Origin of the sequence: Planctellipticum variicoloris, assembly GCF_030622045.1 — a bacterium.
Classification (GTDB): Bacteria; Planctomycetota; Planctomycetia; order Planctomycetales; family Planctomycetaceae; genus Planctellipticum; species Planctellipticum variicoloris.
Map to the genome: position 1 here is coordinate 4,790,886 of NZ_CP130886.1, position 18,119 is coordinate 4,809,004.

An 18,119-nucleotide genomic window follows, 5' to 3' on the forward strand; every position below is an offset into this window, starting at 1 on the left:
CGCGTTCAAATCGTGGACGAAGACAGCCACTTCCGATCGTGCGCGTCGCTCAATGCTTGTGTTCACCTGCCGCCGGCGCGGGCATCGGCATGGATCCGTGCCCGCCGTGCAGACTGGATCCCGCCTGTCCCTTCGCGAAGAGCAGGCTCGGTCGACCTTCAATCTGAGTCTGGCTGTCGAGCAGGAAACCACCGCGCACGACCATGCGATCACCGTCGTTCAAGCCACTGAGTACGGGGTAATAGAGCGTCGCGAGGCCGGTTTCGTCGGTCGAAGTCGCGAGACGGCCGAGCTGTAGTTCGACCAGCTCAAAGTTGTCGTCTTTTGTCGCTCGGTAGGCTATCTGCCTGCGTCCCGTGTCCAGTACCGCTGACGCGGGAATCGCGAGCGGGTCTGCCGGCAACGTAGTTGTCGCTTCCGGAAGGGCCGCCCGGTCTGCCGGCGCTGCAGCGACTGGCCCCGGCTCGTCGTGTTTGTGGCCAGCCATTGCCGAGAACGGTCCGCCGTCGGGAATCTGAATCAGATCCATCCGGCAGACTGGACACTTTCCGCCGCCGTCCTGAATCACTTCCGGATGCATCGGGCACGAGAACTTTCCCTCCAGCCCCGTCGGAGCCGGACTCCCGTTGCTCAACAGACGCACGCGAATTGTCGCCGAAGCGTACATGCCGGCTTTCAGACGACGATCCGGGTTCTTCAGGTTCACGCGGACTTTGATCGTCCGCGTGCGGTCATCGAGAAACGGGTCGATGAACGTCACAATTCCCCGGAATGTCTCGCCGGGGAAGGCTTCCAGCGCAACATCGACCGGTTGCCCGTAGCGCACCGAAGCGATGTCGTACTCATAGAGATCGAGGTACAGCCAGATCGGATCGAGTTCTGCAATCCGGTAAAGCTGGTCTCCTTCTTTGATGTACTGTCCCAGCCGGACGTCCTTCTCGATGACGGTGCCGGCCAGCGGCGCGTAGATCGTGATGTGAGTTCGGACTTTGCGAGTCTTCTCGATCTCGGCAATCTGCTCGGGGAGTAATCCCCAGAGACGCAGCTTCTCGCGCACCGCCAGCAGGTTCGCTTCGGTGAACCGGTCGACGAGCCGCTCGGCTCCCTTCTTATCGCCCGACTCGGAAGCCTCCAGGGCCCTGATCAATTCGGCCTGCGCGGAATACAGCTCCGGGCTGTAGAGATCCACGAGATGATCCTGTTCCTTGACCTCGATTCCGGTGAAGTCGACATACAGTCGATCCACTCGGCCGGCGATGCGTGCCGAGATCAGCTCGACGCGGGACTCGTTGTAATCGATCTTGCCGACGGTTCGGATCTCCTTGAAGAGTTCCCGTCGCGCGATCGCCTCGGTCTCCAGGTTTCCGCGAGGGCTCACGCCATCCCCCTTGCTTTTCAGCTTCGACGTCGGAATCAGCGGCATCGCGCAGATCGGACACTTTCCCGGTCCGGGGAGACGGACCTGCGGATGCATCGAGCAGGTCCAGATCTCCCCGCCCGCAACCGCTTTGCCGGAGGTCTTCGGCAGCCAGACGACCAGCAACACGAGTCCGATAACGACCGCGGTCGCGACGCCCAGCTTGACCAGATGTCGTCTCACGTTCATGACGATGTTCCCGAAGAGTCTGCCTGATGGTCCCGTCCGATCCACTGTCGGCACAGCTTCACCAGTTCAATCACTGTGACTGGCGTGAGCGCCAGTGCCAAGAGTACGAACCATTCCAGCAGCGTGTGCGTCGTCACATCGAAGATCGGCCGGGCAAAGGGCAACGCGATGATACCCACTTGCAGCAAGGCGGAGATGGCAACCGCGGCGAAGACATAGGGATTCGTCCACAGCCCAAGTTGCCAGAAGGTCCAGACGCGGCTGCGAGCGGCGAGGGCGCGCAACAGTTCGGCGTAGACGACAACGCAAAAAGTCATCGTTCGAGCCTGGTCGAGGTCGCCTTCCTGTTCGTAGCCATACCAGAACGCTATCGAACCGACGGCCGCCAGCAGCAATCCTTGACCGAGGACCACTCCGCCCAGCGACCAGGACAACATCGGCTCGTCCGACCGCCTTGGACGCCGACGCATCAGGCCGGGCTCGGGGGGCTCCATCGCCAGCGCCAGGGCCGGCAGACCATCGGTGACGAGGTTGATCCACAGCAGTTGCACCGGCAACAGCGGAATCGGCCATCCCAAGAGCGACGCCAGCAGCATCAGCATCAGTTCTCCGGCGTTGCACGACAGGAGAAAGATCAGAAACTTCTGAATGTTGTCGTAAATCGCGCGTCCCTCTTCGACCGCGTTCACAATCGAGGCGAAGTTGTCGTCCATCAGCACCATCGCCGCGGCCTCGCGCGTCACATCCGTTCCGCTGACTCCCATCGCGATGCCGATATCGGCCGCCTTCACTGCGGGAGCATCGTTGACGCCGTCGCCAGTCATCGCGACGACATCTCCGCGAGTTTTCCACGCGCGCACGACCCGCAGCTTGTGTTCGGGAGCCACGCGTGCATAGACGGCGATATGATCGACATTCCCTGCCAGTTCCGCGTCGGTCATCGCGTCGAGTTCCTGCCCGGTCACGACACGGTTGGTCACTGCAGCGATGCCGAGTTCCCTGGCAATCGCCGCGGCCGTGGCGGGATGGTCTCCTGTGATCATCACCGGGCGAATGCCTGCCTCGCGACAGCGCACCACGGCCTGTTTCACTTCTGCGCGGGGTGGGTCGATCATCCCGACCAGGCCGGCGAACGTCAGTCGTGTCTCGTCGATCGCCGGTGCGGTTCCGTCGTCGTCTCGACAGGCCAATGCCAGGACACGCAAGGCGCGTGAAGCCATTTCGACATTGGCCTGCATGATCTCACGCCGGCGATCATCAGTCATTGAGACGACCTCGTTATGCAGACGCTCAGAGACGCAATTGGCGAGGATGCCTTCTGGAGCCCCCTTCGTGTACTGAATTCGGCGACCGGTATCGTCTTTGAGCAGGACCGACATAGCTTTGCGGTCCGAGTCAAAGGGAAGTTGTTGGACAACGCGGGGAGATCGTTCGCGCGACGTCAGTCCGCTTTTCATCGCCAGCACGACCAGCGCCCCTTCGGTCGGATCGCCGATGACGTTCCAGGTGCCTTCGGTCTTTCCCGGCTGGACTTGCGCATGATTGCAATAAGCCGCAACTCGCATGGCCGTTTTCGCATCTACGTCCGTCAGTGTGACGGGCCGCTCGCCCTTAGATGAGACCTCGAAGAACTCTCCCTGCGGCGCGTAGCCGGAACCGGTTACCCGGTAATGAACTCCGCCCGCAAGCAATTCCCGGACGGTCATCTCATTGTGGGTCAGCGTTCCTGTCTTGTCTGAGCAGATGACCGAGACGCACCCCAGCGTCTCGACGCTCGGCAGCTTCCGGACCAGGGCGTTGCGTCTCGCCATGCGCTGCAACCCCAGCGCCAATGTTGTCGTCACGACGGCAGGCAACCCCTCGGGCACGGCAGCAACCGCCAGACTGACGGATGACAACAGCGCCTCGAACCACGAATTGCCGCGCAGTAGTCCGAGGAGAAAGACGAGACCGACGAGCGCCAGGCAGATGATGACCAGTACGCGGCCGAGTCTGGCAAGCTGGCGCTGCAAGGGTGTCAGTTCACGCTCGTAGGTCTGCAGCATGCCGGCGATCCGGCCAATTTCCGTCTGCATTCCCGTCGCCACGACCACGCCCCGCGACTGGCCGTTCGCCAGCACCGTGCTCATAAAAGCCAGATTCTTCCGATCGGCGAGCGGAGTAGATTCCGGGAGGACGAGTTCGGCGTCTTTCTCGACCGGCTCGCTTTCGCCGGTCAGCGAGGCCTCCTGAACGCGAATCGAGGAGGTAGACAACAGACGCAAGTCGGCAGGGACATTGTCTCCTGCTTCCAGATCGACGATGTCACCTGGCACGAGGTCTCGTGCGGGAACCTGAGCGAGCTTTCCGTCACGAATGACCTTGGCCGTCGGAGCAGCCAGGCTCTGCAGCGCCGCGAGCGCCTTCTCGGCCCTGTCTTCCTGGAAGAATCCCAGGAACGCGTTGAGCAGCACGATGGCGAGGATCGCCGCGGTGTCGGTCCACTCGCCCATTGCACCGGAGATGAGCGCGGCAGCGATCAGAATCCACACGACGACATCGCCAAACTGCGCGAGTAACTTTTTCCACGCCGGTTCCGGAGCGACGCCGGCGAGTTCGTTCCAGCCTGCCTGCTCACGGGCTGCAGTCACCTGCGACGTAGACAAGCCAGTCTGGTCGTTGCTCGACAGCGTCTGCAGAATCCGATCCCGCGCCGTGGCGTGAGACATCTGCGTCATCGGATTGCCCTTTCAGGACTTGGGAAAGCACCGGTCAACGCCGTACCACTGCGAATGCGAGATGCCGCTATCTGGAATAACGTCACGGAGCATCCCCGGCAACACGCTCGCACCGCAATGGCCCAACCGCTCCGATCACTTCGAAGCATCCCGCTCTTTCAACGCAACTTCATAGGATGCGTCGACGTTCCGAAGATACGTCTCCGGATCAGCAGTGACTTTCTCAATGCACGGAGGGCAGCAGACGTAGACGATCCGGCCGTCCACGATCGTCCATTTGGCGTCCTTTGGCAGCTTCTTCTTCATCACCGGGCAGATTCCCTGTGCCTGCCGGAAGTTGTCGTGGATGATCGCCCAATGCTCTTTGGAGATCGACTGCTTCAGGCAGGCCCGGCAGCAGAGGTAGACCTGTTCCTTCTGCTTGCCGATCGACACCTTGATCGGTGCGCCGTGCTCGCCCAGTTTGTTCCCGGAGACCGGGCAGATTTGTTGGACGTCGATCCGCACCTGTTGCTTGTCCGCCGCCACGTCGCCCGCAGCAAGCGCGAAGGGGCTCACGCAGAGCACGACTGCCAGCAGTCCAAATCGTTTGATGAGCATGGAAACTTCTCCTTTCGAGAGTTATAAACCGCGGAACCATTCCCGCCGACGCCTCCCGCGACGACGGGGCTCTCCCTAAGCCGCACGTGGTTCCGAAGGCGCGGCCATTGTTTCAATGGGTTCGGTCGGGGCATCCCAGATTTCGTCCCGCAGCCCGGCCCGGAACTTGAATTCCAGATAGGCGCTATACAGCGTCGGTACGATGAACGAGGCGAATGGCTCGACGAGCATGCCTCCGAGGACCGGCCAGGCCATGGCGCGGGCGACGTCGGCGCCGCGCCCCGTGGCGACGATCACGGGAACCAGCGCGACCAGCGTGGTAATCGTGGTCATCATGCAGGGACGGATCCGCTTCAAGCCGGCCTCGTAAACGGTGTTGCGAATGTCTTCCACCGAGCGGATCGTCCGGCGCTTCAGGAGCTGGCGGATATAGGTCGCCATCACGACTCCGTCGTCTTCCGCCAGCCCGAACGTGGCAATGAAGCCGACCCACACCGCCGTGTTCAACTCGACCCCCATTAGTGCGACGAGGATCATCCCGCCCGCGAACGAAACCGGCAGTGCGGTAAAGACCGTCAGCGCAATCGGGACGTTGCGGAATTCCAGGTATATCAGCAGAAAGTTGATCAGGACCACGAGCGGGATGATCCACATCAGCCGGCGGTTCGCCTCGATCTGGTTCTGAAACGATCCGACCGGCTGCAACTCGAAGTTCCCCTCGGGAAACGAGAGCTTGCCACTCTCCCGCGCGGCCGTCAGCGCCTTCATAACCCCGTCCACGGTTTCCAGATCGCCAGCCGCTCCGGATGGAGAGAACATCACATGCGCCACCAGCCGTGAATCTTCGCTGTTGATCATGCCCGGCCCCCACGTTGTCGTGACGTCGGCCAGGCGGGCGAGCGGCACGACATCGTCCGTCTCCGTGACGACGGGAATCTGCGACAGCTCGTCGGCGTGTTCGCGAACGTCGCGGCTGAAACGGATCTGAATCGGATACCGTTCCCGACCTTCCACAGTCGTCGTGACGTCCACTCCACCGAGCCCCGCGGCGACGATCTGGTTTACCATCATCGTCGTCATGCCATAACGGGCTGCCTCTTCCCGGTCGACCTCGAACTCGACGTACGGCTTCCCCATCACGATGTCGGGATTGACCGTGCGGCTGTTGACCAGCGGGTGGTCTCGCAACTGCTCCGCGACCGCCAGGGCCGCTTTGGCCAAGCCGTCGAGCGTGCCGCCATAGATCCGCACAGCCATCGAGGCCTTGATGCCAGCCTGCAGCATGACGACGCGACCCTCGATCGGCTGCAGCGGTGACGCCGGCGTCACGCCGGGCAACGTCGCCACGGCGTTGATCTCATCCCAGACCTTCCGCTCGGTCATGCCGGGTCGCCACTGGTCGCGCGGCTTGAGCATCACGTACGTTTCGACCATCGCGACCGGGGCGGGGTCAAGGGCCGACTGGGCGCGTCCGATCTTGCCGAGCACGTTGGCAACTTCCGGAATCTGCCCGATCAGAGTGTCCTGCGCCTGCAAAATCTCCATCGCCTGGTTGAAGCTGGCCGCGGGGTAGAGACTGGGCATGTAGAACCAGGTTCCTTCATCCAGCGCGATCCAGTCATCCGACTTCAGGCCGGTAAAGACGTGCTTGGCGTCGACATAGCCGGGGATCTCGTTCAGGTCAGAGCCGGTCAGCGACACAAGCTGTTCGACCGGTCGGAGGACCGTCGGCAGTCCGAACCATGCCCCGAAGCCGAGCAGGACAACCATTGCCGGAAACGACAGCATCAGGCCCTTGTGGTTCAGCGCCAAACGTAGACGACCGCCATAGAGCCAGCGGAGCAGCCGGCTGACGGGGTTCTGCTCGATCGGCCAGATGCGCTCCCGCGTCACGAGGAAGCCGCCGACAAACCCGATTGTGCCGGCAAGGCCCGTCGCCCACGGAAGGCTCAACGTCGTCCAGCTCGTGACGTGGTCGGCCCAGACGAAATGACACAGAGACGCCGCCAGGCTGGCCGTTCCAGTGCCGGCCAGCCACGCCGACCAGCGCGGCAGCCGGGAGCTTCTCAGGAAGACCCGGCACAGCATCGGGATAACCGTCACGGCGACGATCAGGCTCGACACGAGCGCAAACGTCTTGGTCCAGGCCAGGGGGGCAAATAGCTTGTGATCGCGACCGGTCAGGAAGAAGACCGGCAGAAAACTCACGACCGTCGTGCTGACGGCGGTCATCACGGCGGGGACGACCTCCGCGGCCGACTCGCGGATGACTTTCAGACGCTGCTGGGCTCCGCCGGGCGATCCGGCTTCTTCCCATTCGGAGAGTGCGCCGTAGATGTTCTCTAGGATGATGATTCCCATGTCGACCATCGTGCCGACGGCGATGGCGATGCCCGCGAGCGACATGATGTTCGCGTCGACCTGGAACACCTTCATGCCGATGAAGGACATCAGTACGGCCATCGGCAGCGTAATTGCAATGACGATGCTGGCCCGCACGTGCAGCAGGAACAGCACCATCACCACGATCGTGATCAGCGTTTCCTGCCCGATCGAATCGGTCAGCGTGGTGACCGTTTCGTCGATCAGCAGCGTGCGGTCGTAAACACCGTGAATCCTGACCCCGCCAAGTTCGGGCTCCAGCGACTTCAGCTTGTCGCGCACCCGCAGGATGACGTCGCGCGGATTCTCGCGATAGCGCATGACGACGATGCCGCCCACCGCCTCATGGCCGTTGTAATCGAGAGCCCCGTCACGAAACGCCGGGCCGGTCTGGACCTGCGCCAAGTCCCGGACGCGAACTGGAATCCCCTCCCGTTCGATCACCACCGTGTTCTCAATCTGCTCGATCGTCTCCAGTTCGGTCCGCCCCGAGCCGATGAAGCCTTTCCCACGGACGATGAACTCCATTCCGCTCATTTCGACCGTCTTTGCCCCGACGTCGATGTTGGCGGCCTCGACTGCCACAATGACCTTCTGCAGCGGGAGGTTGTGGAAGCGGAGCTTGTCGGGATCGACGTCGACCTGGTACTGCTTGACGTAGCCTCCGACCGACGCGACTTCTGCGACGCCGTCGACCGACTGCAACGCGTACTTGACGAAGAAATCCTGCTTCGAGCGGAGTTCCGCCAGGTCCATGCCCGGCGGACCTTCGAGCACGTAGTAGTAGATCTGGCCCAAGGCGGTGGCGTCCGGGGCAAGCACCGGAGTCACACCGTCCGGCAGCGACCCCGACGCCGTCGTTAACTGCTCGGCAACACGCGACCGTGCCCAGTAAAAGTCGACAGCATCGTCGAACGTCACCTGGACGAAGCTGAAACCGAACATACTCCGGCCACGGACGCTCTTCGCGCCGGGGACCGCCTGCAGGGCCACCGACAGGGGATAGGTGACCTGGTCTTCGACGTCCTTGGGGGATCGCCCGAGCCACTCGACGAGCACGATGACCTGGTTTTCGCCCACGTTCGGGATTGCGTCGAGGGGGACCTTCTGCGTCGCATACCAGCCCCAGGCGACGATGACGATCGATGCCAAGGCGACCAGCATCCGTTCGCGAATGCAGAAGGCGAGAAGTTTCTCGATCATCGCGTCTCCCCTCGACCGGGACGAGACTTAGGTTTCTGCGATTCGGGAGGGGAGATCTCCTCGATCTCAAACATCTCAAGATCGTCCAGCGAGGGAGCGCCCGCCGCCGCTTCGCCTTCGGCCGAGGGCTTTGCTTCGCTGCTGTTGCGCGCCGCCAGCTTCTTCAGGTACTTGTCCGGTTCGGACAGCAACGACTTGCGGCAGGCCTCGCAACAGAGGAAAACAGGCTTCCCGTCCACGCTCAGCCGCACGGGCTGGCCCATTGTTCCCAGCTTCAGATCGGCAACCGGACAGACCTCCTGCCGCTTGGCGAGTCGCCGGTCTTCCGCCGAGAGTCCCGCCAATGGATCTTCGAACGACGGTGGTGGTCCGGCGGATGTCTTGCGGTTAGCCAGCACGGCCTGGTACTTGTCGGGGGCTGCCTTGAACTTGCCTTCGCAGGCCGGACAACAGAGGAACACGGTCTTACCATCGGCAATCACGCGGGGAGGGACTCCCATTGAACCCAGCCGGAGGTTCGTCACGGGGCAGATCTGCTGTTCGACGGCAAGGCGTCGATCATTGGTCGCAAGTTTGTCCAGCACCGCGAGCATTTCGGGCGTCAGCAGTTCTTCGCGTTTCGGTTCTGCTCTGGTCGGATCGATCAGCGAAGGGTTGCCGGCCAGTTGCATCTGGGAGTCGATCAGGAAGTTGCCGCGTGTCGCGACCCGCTCTCCCTCGCCAATTCCGCTGCGGATAACGATCTGGTCGCCCGTAGTCGGCCCCAGCACGACGCGGCGAATCTCGAAGCGTCCCGGTTCGGTCTCCACGTACACGACGCTGTGGCTCCCGGCCATCAGCACCGCATCGCGCGGGATGACAATCGCCTGGCTGCCGGCAATCGGTTCGCCGATGAACCCCAGGGATGCCGCCGGAACCAGCTCCACTCCGCAGACCGAACACTGGCCCGGCGTGGATGACATGACCTGGGGATGGCGTGGGCTGATCCACTTGTCGGCCAGTTCCGGATCGTAAACGAGCGATTCCTCCTGAGTTCCGAATGGAACCTCAATCGTTGCCCTCGCGTAATCCCCCACGCGCAACATGCCCTTTTCGTTGGGAATCACCACGCGCACGCCGACCGTCCTGGTCTTCGGATCGACTTGCGGATCCACGAACGCCACGCGGCCGGAGAATTTCCGGCCGGGGAGTGACTGCACTTCGGCCTCCACCTTCTGGCCGTAGCGGATCGCTGTCGCATCCTCGGGAAAGAGCCGCAGCATCAGCCATACCGACGACAGGTCGGCCAGCTTGCAGATCGGATCCCCCTCCTTGACATATTGCCCCTCGACCGCGAGCTTCTCGATCACCGTCCCGCTGATCGGCGCGCACAGTTCGAGGCGACTGTCGGCCGCACCCCGCTCTTCAAGATGGCCGATCTGCATGTCGGTCATCCCCAGCAGCTTCAATCGCTCCCGGGCGCTGGCATATAAATCCGGCCCGCTGGAGAGCGTCTTCGTGGTCGACAGGGCCTGGCTCCGCTCACGGGCCTTCCGGGCCAGGAGCAGTTCCACCTGTCCCGAATACAATTGCGGCGAATAGAGCAGCGCGAGGTGATCCCCCTCTTTGACCACGATGCCCGTGTAGTCGGCAAACAACCGGTCGAGACGACCGTCGACGTAGGCTGAAATCGTCTTGAGCGTCCCTTCGTCATAGCGCAGCTCGCCGATGGCACGGATCGAACGGGTGACCGACAGCGACCTGGCTGCGACCGTCTGAATGTTGGCGATTCGCCGCGCTGCCGGATCGATGTGGACGGACCGCAGTTCGCCATGCTGGCTGTGTGAAGACGGAACCAGTTCCATCCCGCAGACCGGGCAGCGTCCGGGCTCGGCCTGCGGCGGCGTGCACATCATCGGGCAGATGTACTGGACGTTGTGATCGACGGCCCCATTGCCCGGCGCGGTCTTCGCTCCGTGGCCGCCGGAAATCCAGCCTTTCCGCTGCGCCAGCCCCAGCCCGACAAACAGCAACGTGCCCGCGGCCAGCACCAGCACCGGTTGGAGCAGCAACATGACCAACGCCCGCGACGCGGATTGAACGGCGCGTGTCTCGCTCACTGCAGGTGGATTCTCTGCTTCGGCCGCAGGGGCAATCGGTTCGGTCGTCTGACCACCCGTCTCCGACGTCGGCGAATGTGAGGATTCCATGAGAAGCTCGCTCCAGAGCCAATGCGCCAGTTCCAGCAGCTCGGTCCGGGAGCGCACGCTCATCAACGGACCAGCTACGGAGAATTCCGAGAAGCAGGGTGCCACGAGACGCCACCGAGATGAGCCCCAAGTCTCAGCCGGCGACAACGTGGACGGCGGGGGCAATCGCAGGAGGGCTTTCGCCAACTCCCGGACGCACAATGCGCAGAATGTCCCCGCGCAGGCCGCCTAGACCGTGAAGCGGCAAAGAACGACGCAGCATTCCAGCGAAGTGGATTCCTGCGACGGAACAGACACAGCGCTACGGAGCGACGGCACACCAGCCGCCACGCGACGCGCCGTTGGCGTGTTGGCAATCACGCACACGAGAACACGCTCCGCCCGGCTCTCATTCGCAGGAACGGCAGGCGTTCCCGACTCGCGGCCGTCGCCACACTGACAGCCGGCGCCACAGGGGCAGGCACCAGTTTCGCAGCACTTGCGATCCCGCGGCTGACAGCCATCACAATGGCTGCGGGGCTGCGAGGCACAGCAGTCACCCGCCGACGCGTCCAACCGGATCTGAGACATCTGGCTACCGTGGCAACCACACGACGCAAACGCCACGTCCTGGGTGGGCACCGCGAGGGCAACCATCCAGATCAAGCAGCGTGTGACAATGTGTTGCGTGGCGGCCAAGTCTCGACGCCTCGATTGAACCTGCGGTTAAAAACATTCCACCGAACATCGATGCAACTTCGGCATTCGGTTCGGCGAAATCCAGTCAAAACCCGGAAGCGACGGATGCTTAGGACTGATTGTCGCATCGTTTTCCGTCCCTTAAGTATGCTCTAGAGTCCACTTTGGTCAAGGTGAATTCGAGACACCAACCTGCACACGCGTCCTTTTCGGGAGCTGCCAGCGGTCACAGTCCGTCGGAAATGGAGGACAGCCAAATCACTTCCCAAGTCCGCCTCTGTCGACCTGACAGGTCGGGATCGGACAGGCCGTGTTCACGGAACTCTTCGAAGTCGCACCACCGCCGTTCAGCAGGTCGCCATTCCCCATCGCTCCGTTCACGGCCTGTCCCGATATACTCTGGTGGAGCCGGATTCGCGAGTTGAGTCGAAATGGCGTTGAGCAGTCGAGTGCCGCGCTTCGGAGATTCATCCGACTCACTGTCCGTAATTGTCGACAGCCCCTCAGGACGCGTAGACATGCCGGAATCCACCGAACCCGCCTACCGCTGCCGGCACTGCAAGACATCGATGGACAGTCTGATCGGGCCGCGTCCATCAAGCCGCTGGAGCGAGGCAGAGGGGCTCCCTTTTCCGTTTGGCGTGACTTGGCTTCCAGCCGAGCAGGCCTACAACTTTGCACTCTACTCGCGCCATGCGCAGACCGTGGAACTCCTGTTCTTTCAGCAAGACAACTGCGACCGTCCCACTTTCGCCTTCCAATTTGACGCATTGCGAAACAAGTCCGGCCCAGTCTGGCACTGCCATATTCCCGTGAGCGATGTCAATGACGCCAGATACTACGCCTATCGGATCGGAGGGCCAAACAACCACGACGAATCGACGCTGCATGCGTTCGACCAGAACAAGATCCTACTGGACCCATACGCCAGAACCGTCTATTTCCCGCCGGCCTTCGACAGGTCTGCCGCCATGCGTTCCGGCTCGAACATGGGACAGGCTCCGGTTGCGCTCCTCGACGAGTGTCAGTGCCGGTTCGAATGGGACGATGACAAGCACGTCCGTCGCGAATCGGACCTGATTATTTACGAAATGCACGTTCGAGGCTTCACGCGGGATTGCAGTTCCGGACTGCCGCCGGAGCGGCGGGGAACCTTTCAAGGCGTCATCGACAAGATTCCTTACCTGTCCGAACTGGGCGTGACGGCCGTCGAGTTGATGCCAGTGTTCCAGTTCGATCCCCAGGACGGCAATTACTGGGGCTACATGCCCTTGACGTTCTTCGCACCGCACCACGGCTACGCGATGTCTGCTGACAGTTGTGCCCAGCGGAGTGAGTTCCGGCGAATGGTGCAGGCGCTGCACGCTGCGGGAATCGAGGTCATTCTGGACGTCGTTTTCAATCACTCGTGCGAAGGCAACTCAGACGGCCCCACATACAGCTTTAAGGGGATCGACAACGCCACGTATTACCTGCTCTCCGAAGATTCCGGGGACGGCTACGTGAACTTCAGCGGTTGCGGGAACACGCTGCGGACGGCCAATGCCCCCGTACGACAGCTCGTCGTCGACAGTCTGCGCTACTGGGCCACGGAGATGCACGTGGATGGCTTTCGCTTCGACTTGGCCTCCGTTTTCACAAGAAAGTCTGACGGTGCCGTGAATTTCGAAGATCCTCCAATCTTCGCGGAGATCGCCGGCGATCCTGAACTTGCCGACGTGAGATTGATCGCCGAGCCCTGGGATGCCGGTGGAGCCTTCCTGCTCGGCCAGCAGTTTCCCGGCAGTTTGTGGATGCAATGGAATTCGCGATACCGGGACTCGATCCAGCGGTTCGTGCGTGGCGATCCGGGCCTGGTCGGCGAGCTGATGACGCGCCTGTATGGCAGCTGCGACTTGTTTCCCGATGATCTTTTCCACTCGCTCCGGCCCAGGCAGAGCCTGAACTACGTGACTTCCCACGACGGGTCGACGATGTACGACCTGGTCGCTTACGATCATCATCACAACGAGGCGAACGGACATGGAAACTCCGACGGCGCGACGGAGTTCGGTCACAACTGCGGTGTCGAGGGGGATATCGACGTTCGGTCCGATGTCATGCGGCTGCGGAAACAGCGGGTCAAGAACTTCTGTTGCCTGCTGATGCTCTCGAACGGTACGCCGATGTTTCGCATGGGTGACGAGTTCCTTCAGACACAGGGGGGCAACAACAACCCGTACAATCAGGACAATGAGACGTCGTGGCTGGATTGGGGGCGATTTGATCAGCACCACGACGTGTTTCGGTTCTTTCGAGAAATGATCGCCTTCCGCAAGGCGCATGTGTCGATCGCGCGAAGCCAATTCTGGCGAGACGACGTCCAGTGGTTTGGCCCCGGAGGTCCCGTCGAACTCTCGGAATCGTCCCGTTCGCTGGCGTTTCTGCTGAAGGGCCACGAAACTGGCGACGCTGACCTGTATGCCATGATCAATGCGTCGGAGTCTACGCTTCGCTTCCGGATTCCAAACGAGTTCCCGCGCGAGTGGAAGCCGATGATCAATACGGCCCTTGAGTCGCCACATGACATTTCCGCAAACGAACCGCTCGGCGAGACGCTCTCTGAGGCCGTCGACGTCGCTCCGCATGCCATCATCGTACTGCAGGCAGGGGCAAAGTGACGCGACTGAGCCGGTGGGCGCATCGCCTGAACTTCGCACGCGTGTCGAAGAGCGCTCTCATCAGCGATCGATTTCGCAACCGCAGATCCGAACGGCCTGAGACGGTCACAAGTTCGACTGACCTTCAGGGGATTCTCAGAAGTGACAGTGACCTTGCCAACGACGACAGAACAACCGTCGAGTCGTTTGAGCCGATTCAGGATCGCGATGCGACGGTGGCCACTCGGCGCACACTTGCTGCTGGCCGTAAACCTGCCGCTGGCAATCATGCTCGCCGTGCTGCTCGTCTTCGAGTACCGAGATGAAATGGATCAGGCCCTGTTGGAGAAGGAAGCCGGGTTGGCCGATGAAGCCATCGCCGTCCATCAGGCGGTGGTCCATCTGCCGAATGAGGCGTCGACGAAGTCGACGGAGGACTTCATCGAACGAGTCTGCGAGAAAATGCGTGTCAATCGGTCGCCCGGACACGTCATCTTTGTAGTTCGCGGTCGCGACGTCCTACTTAGCCACGGACACAGCCAGTTGTCCGCCGACGAGAACGCCGCATTGCTGAACGCATTTCGCGATGGTCGGTCGCGATTCGTAGTTCAAAGCAAGCTTGTTGTGCTGGGAGGATACGAAGACGAGGGCACCGCGGTGATCATTGCCGAACTGGCCACCAACATTCGGCGGAGCGCGAGGCAGGAAGTCCTCTGGCGGTTGGCAAGTCTCTCGGCCCTGGCGGTGGTCGCGGCAGCAATCGTGGATACCGTCCTGTTCCGGCTGATCACGCGGCCGTTGCGACGCATGGCGGCATCGGTGGATGCGGTTGCCGGCGGTGAGTTTGGCGCAACGCTCGAAGTGCCACGGGGGCGTGAACTGCAGACACTCACCCAGTCGTTTAACTCCATGAGCCTGGAACTTGCCAACGAAGAACACCGACGTCGGCGTGAAATGGAGCGGGCACGCGAAATCCAGGAGCACCTGTTGCCCACCGAAGTACGCGTTCCTGGGCTCGTCGTTCGGCAAAACTACCAGCCCGCCGAAGATGTGGCCGGCGATTACTACGATCTGATTCCCCTCTCGAACGGCACTTGGCTCATAGTTATCGCCGATGTCGCCGGGCACGGGATTCCTGCGGCAATGGCGGCGACGCTCCTGAAGGCATTATTGCTGTGCGCATCGCAGATCCATCAGAACTCCGATGAAATCCTGCGGGAAGTCAACCGGCACATCGCGTCGCTGCTTCCGGATGGCATATTTGTCACGACATTAATCGCGGTCTGGCATCCTGACACGGGGCAGCTCGTCTATGTGAATGCGGGCCATCCATCCGGCTTGCTCTGGAATTCTCAGCTCGGATTCCGCGAGCTGTCAGCGTCCGCCGTGCCGGTCGGCATTCTGGCAGATGTCGTTTACCAGCCTTGTGAAGTTCAACTGACCGAGGATGATCGACTGGTGTGGTTCACGGACGGCCTCATCGAGGCATTTTCACCGACCGGTGAGATGTTTGGTCAGAAGCGACTCCAGGAACTGATTGCAACCATCGGACGTGGCTCCTTGGAGGGGCTGCACGACGCGATTCTGTCCGCCGTGCGGGCGTTTGTCGGGGACCGGGCGCTCGCTGACGACCTGACACTCCTGGTTATCGGCCGGGACGCCGGCACTGCGGAGCATCCTTCCAAGTGATACGACTCATTCGCGGATCGAGACTCTCACGACGGAGTCGTTTCCCTGCGACTCGGTTGGGCTGAGCCTCGGCGATCGGTCCCTGCGAAACGCGAATGCCCGCCAGACATGAAACCCGGCGGGCACTCGTCACTCGATGCGATGTTATGGATGGTCGCCGCCGTTCAGACTTTGACGCCGCCTGAAACGAGCGATGACCGTTTGGCTTACTTCTTCTCAGGCTGAGTCGCAGCCGGGGTCTTCTTGGGTGGCGCCGGTGGTGCAATCTTCAGCGTCTTCATCAACTTTGCCAGTTCGGCGTCGGCCTCGGCAATGTCGTGGTAAATGTCGGCACAGCACGCGTGGATCGCCACATTGTCGGTCTTTGCCGCTCCGGCCTGGGCATCCAGCAGGTCGCAGTGTGCGCCGACCTTTTTGTGGATGGATTCGATCTTCGCCACGGCAGCCTGCACGTCCTTGTTGTCGGCATAGGCCTTCTTCGCTTCGGTCAGCGCCTTCTGTGACGCGGTGACGTTCTGACGAATGGCCGTACTGTGCTCCTTCACCTTTTCGACGGCCACTGGCTGCTGGGCCTGGCCGTAGTTGTAGAGCATCTGAGCGTGGTCCTGCGCATGCTGCTGGCGCTTGCTGGCCTCCCAGAAGCCTTCGCCAAAGGCGCCGCGAGCCTTGATCGGCGCTCCGGCTTGTGCGAAGGCCAGCGTGGCGGAAGTCAGAACCAGAACCAGCGTGCAGAAAGTCTTCGAAAACGTCTTCATCGGAAATCCTCAACTGAGGGTGAGCAACTCACCTCGGGAAAAATAAATACAGAAAACTCCGCGCCGGGGCACGTGCCCTGTGCGGCGAGAAACGAGGTTCGGCCATATCCCGTCTGAGCGGAGTAAGGCGTTACGGAGTGACAGCATTGGGGGGCGGGGAGAACGACACTGGAGCGCGACGTTCGCGGCCTGCCAGCGTTCTCACTCTTAGGCACGCGGGCCTCTCAGCACCGCCACACGCACAGACGTGCATGGAGTCGCAGCCTTGGCGGATCGACCGCAGGTGCATGCGCGACTGGAGTCGCGGAAGAATGCAGGCCGATCAGATCACAGATCGCCACCGGCATTACAGCCGATGCGTGATCGGAAGGCGGAGCGTTCTTTTGCAGAACAATGCCGTCTTTGACGCAGCAGCATCGCGGCGGAATGGTCGACGGCCGGTGATCCGAATTCCCGGTCTTCTCCGGACAAATGAGGTGGCAGCAAGCGGGAACCGCAACATCGACGCCGAACACATGTTGAGCGCAACTGATCCCGCAGGTCCCAGGGGGAACCAGGATCACTATTGCGAATAATGCGGCGAATAAACGGTTCACAGGCATTCGGATCACCTGCCGGATGATACGCAGAAACCAATCCCAGTGTGGGCGAATTTCTTCCGGCTGTCAAACAGAATTCGTGTCTGTATCGAATCGCAACTCATCGGTCTGCAAAATGGTGGGGCCTCGTGCAACCTGTGAAACGACCACGCTTGTCGGGAGCCGTGTATCGGGGCGGCACCGTACGTGCCGATGTTACAGTTGAAAAGTCTTCACGCGTTATTTCGACCTTCGCCGCCAATCAGTGCGAAACGGCAACAGCAGCATCGACGGAAGGCGGTCGGCGGTCCGTTCGTCACGAACCTCAGGAAGCCCGATCTCCATCGTCGTGTGCTCGCGGGAGGGCTGCGCACGATAAGTCCCCAGCAGGAAATCCCACCACGGCAGATTGAAGCCGAAATTGCTGTTCGTCTCCACGGGAACGGTCGAGTGGTGGACCCGGTGCATGTCGGGCGTCACGACCAGCAGCCGCAGCCAGCGATCGACGGCAACCGGAATCCGCGCGTTGCTGTGGTTGAACATGGCGGTCGCGTTGAGGACGACTTCGAAGATCAGCACGGCCAGGGCAGACGGCCCCAGCACGGCGACCGCCCCCAGCTTGATCAGAGCCGATAACAGGATTTCCACGGTGTGGAATCGCAGCCCCGTCGTCACGTCGAAATCGAGATCGGCATGATGCACGAGGTGCAGCCGCCAGAAGAGCGGCACGGCGTGGAACATCACGTGCTGCAGGTAGATGGCGAGATCGAGAACCGCCACGGCAAGAGCGATCTCCAGCCAGGCCGGCCAGTCCACGAGGGAGAACAGCCCCCAGCCGCGGGACTGGGCCACGTCCGCCAGCCCGACGGCGGTGACGGGAACTGCCAGCCGCGCCACGACGGTATTCAGAACCACGAGACCGAGATTGCTGGCCCAGCGAGGAGCTTTGGCGACCGTCAGGCGACGGCGCGGAGCGACGATCTCCCAGACCGCCATTGCGGCGAGCACGCTAAACATCACGCCGAGGCGCAGAGTCGCTTCCAGTGATCCGGACATGAGGGCTCCCGCCGCAACGCGCCTGCC

Annotated in this window: 9 protein-coding genes; 2 read left to right on the forward strand and 7 right to left on the reverse strand. The window is 61.7% G+C overall.

The features are described 5' to 3' along the window. Window positions 1-49: 49 nt before the first annotated feature. From SH412_RS18650 to SH412_RS18670, 5 genes are all read right to left on the reverse strand, one after another. Window positions 50-1,606, reverse strand: a complete 1,557-nt coding sequence (locus tag SH412_RS18650; protein WP_336519521.1) for an efflux RND transporter periplasmic adaptor subunit — start codon at window positions 1,604-1,606, stop codon at window positions 50-52. Then, a complete protein-coding gene (locus SH412_RS18655; protein WP_336519522.1) occupies window positions 1,603-4,323 on the reverse strand; it encodes a calcium-translocating P-type ATPase, SERCA-type in 2,721 nt (906 codons plus the stop codon). The genes SH412_RS18650 and SH412_RS18655 overlap by 4 nt, the downstream gene beginning before the upstream one ends. A 135-nt stretch (window positions 4,324-4,458) precedes the next feature. Then, window positions 4,459-4,923 (reverse strand): hypothetical protein, encoded by a 465-nt coding sequence (locus tag SH412_RS18660; protein ID WP_336519523.1) that lies wholly within the window; start codon window positions 4,921-4,923, stop codon window positions 4,459-4,461. Between the two features lie 75 nt (window positions 4,924-4,998). Further along, window positions 4,999-8,508 carry an efflux RND transporter permease subunit gene (locus tag SH412_RS18665; RefSeq protein WP_336519524.1) on the reverse strand — a complete coding sequence of 1,170 codons (3,510 nt, stop codon included), beginning with the start codon at window positions 8,506-8,508 and terminating at the stop codon, window positions 4,999-5,001. Further along, a complete protein-coding gene (locus SH412_RS18670; RefSeq protein WP_336519525.1) occupies window positions 8,505-10,562 on the reverse strand; it encodes an efflux RND transporter periplasmic adaptor subunit in 2,058 nt (685 codons plus the stop codon). Before SH412_RS18670 ends, SH412_RS18665 begins: the two co-directional genes overlap by 4 nt. Window positions 10,563-11,944: 1,382 nt before the next feature. Here SH412_RS18670 and SH412_RS18675 point away from each other — a divergent pair. Both SH412_RS18675 and SH412_RS18680 read left to right on the forward strand, forming a co-directional pair. Then, entirely contained in the window at window positions 11,945-14,035 is a 2,091-nt protein-coding gene (locus SH412_RS18675) for a glycogen debranching protein (RefSeq protein ID WP_461824430.1), read from the forward strand. A gap of 207 nt (window positions 14,036-14,242) precedes the next feature. Continuing rightward, complete coding sequence (locus SH412_RS18680; protein ID WP_336519527.1) at window positions 14,243-15,703, forward strand: PP2C family protein-serine/threonine phosphatase; 1,461 nt, start codon at window positions 14,243-14,245, stop codon at window positions 15,701-15,703. 206 nt (window positions 15,704-15,909) lie between these two features. On the opposite strand, the gene SH412_RS18685 is transcribed toward SH412_RS18680, so the two are convergent. Together SH412_RS18685 and SH412_RS18690 are read right to left on the reverse strand one after the other, a co-directional pair. Next, window positions 15,910-16,458: a hypothetical protein gene (locus SH412_RS18685; protein WP_336519528.1), complete on the reverse strand. Its 549-nt coding sequence runs from the start codon at window positions 16,456-16,458 to the stop codon at window positions 15,910-15,912. 818 nt (window positions 16,459-17,276) lie between these two features. Then, window positions 17,277-18,092 (reverse strand): sterol desaturase family protein, encoded by an 816-nt coding sequence (locus tag SH412_RS18690; protein ID WP_336519529.1) that lies wholly within the window; start codon window positions 18,090-18,092, stop codon window positions 17,277-17,279. Window positions 18,093-18,119 lie beyond the last annotated feature (27 nt).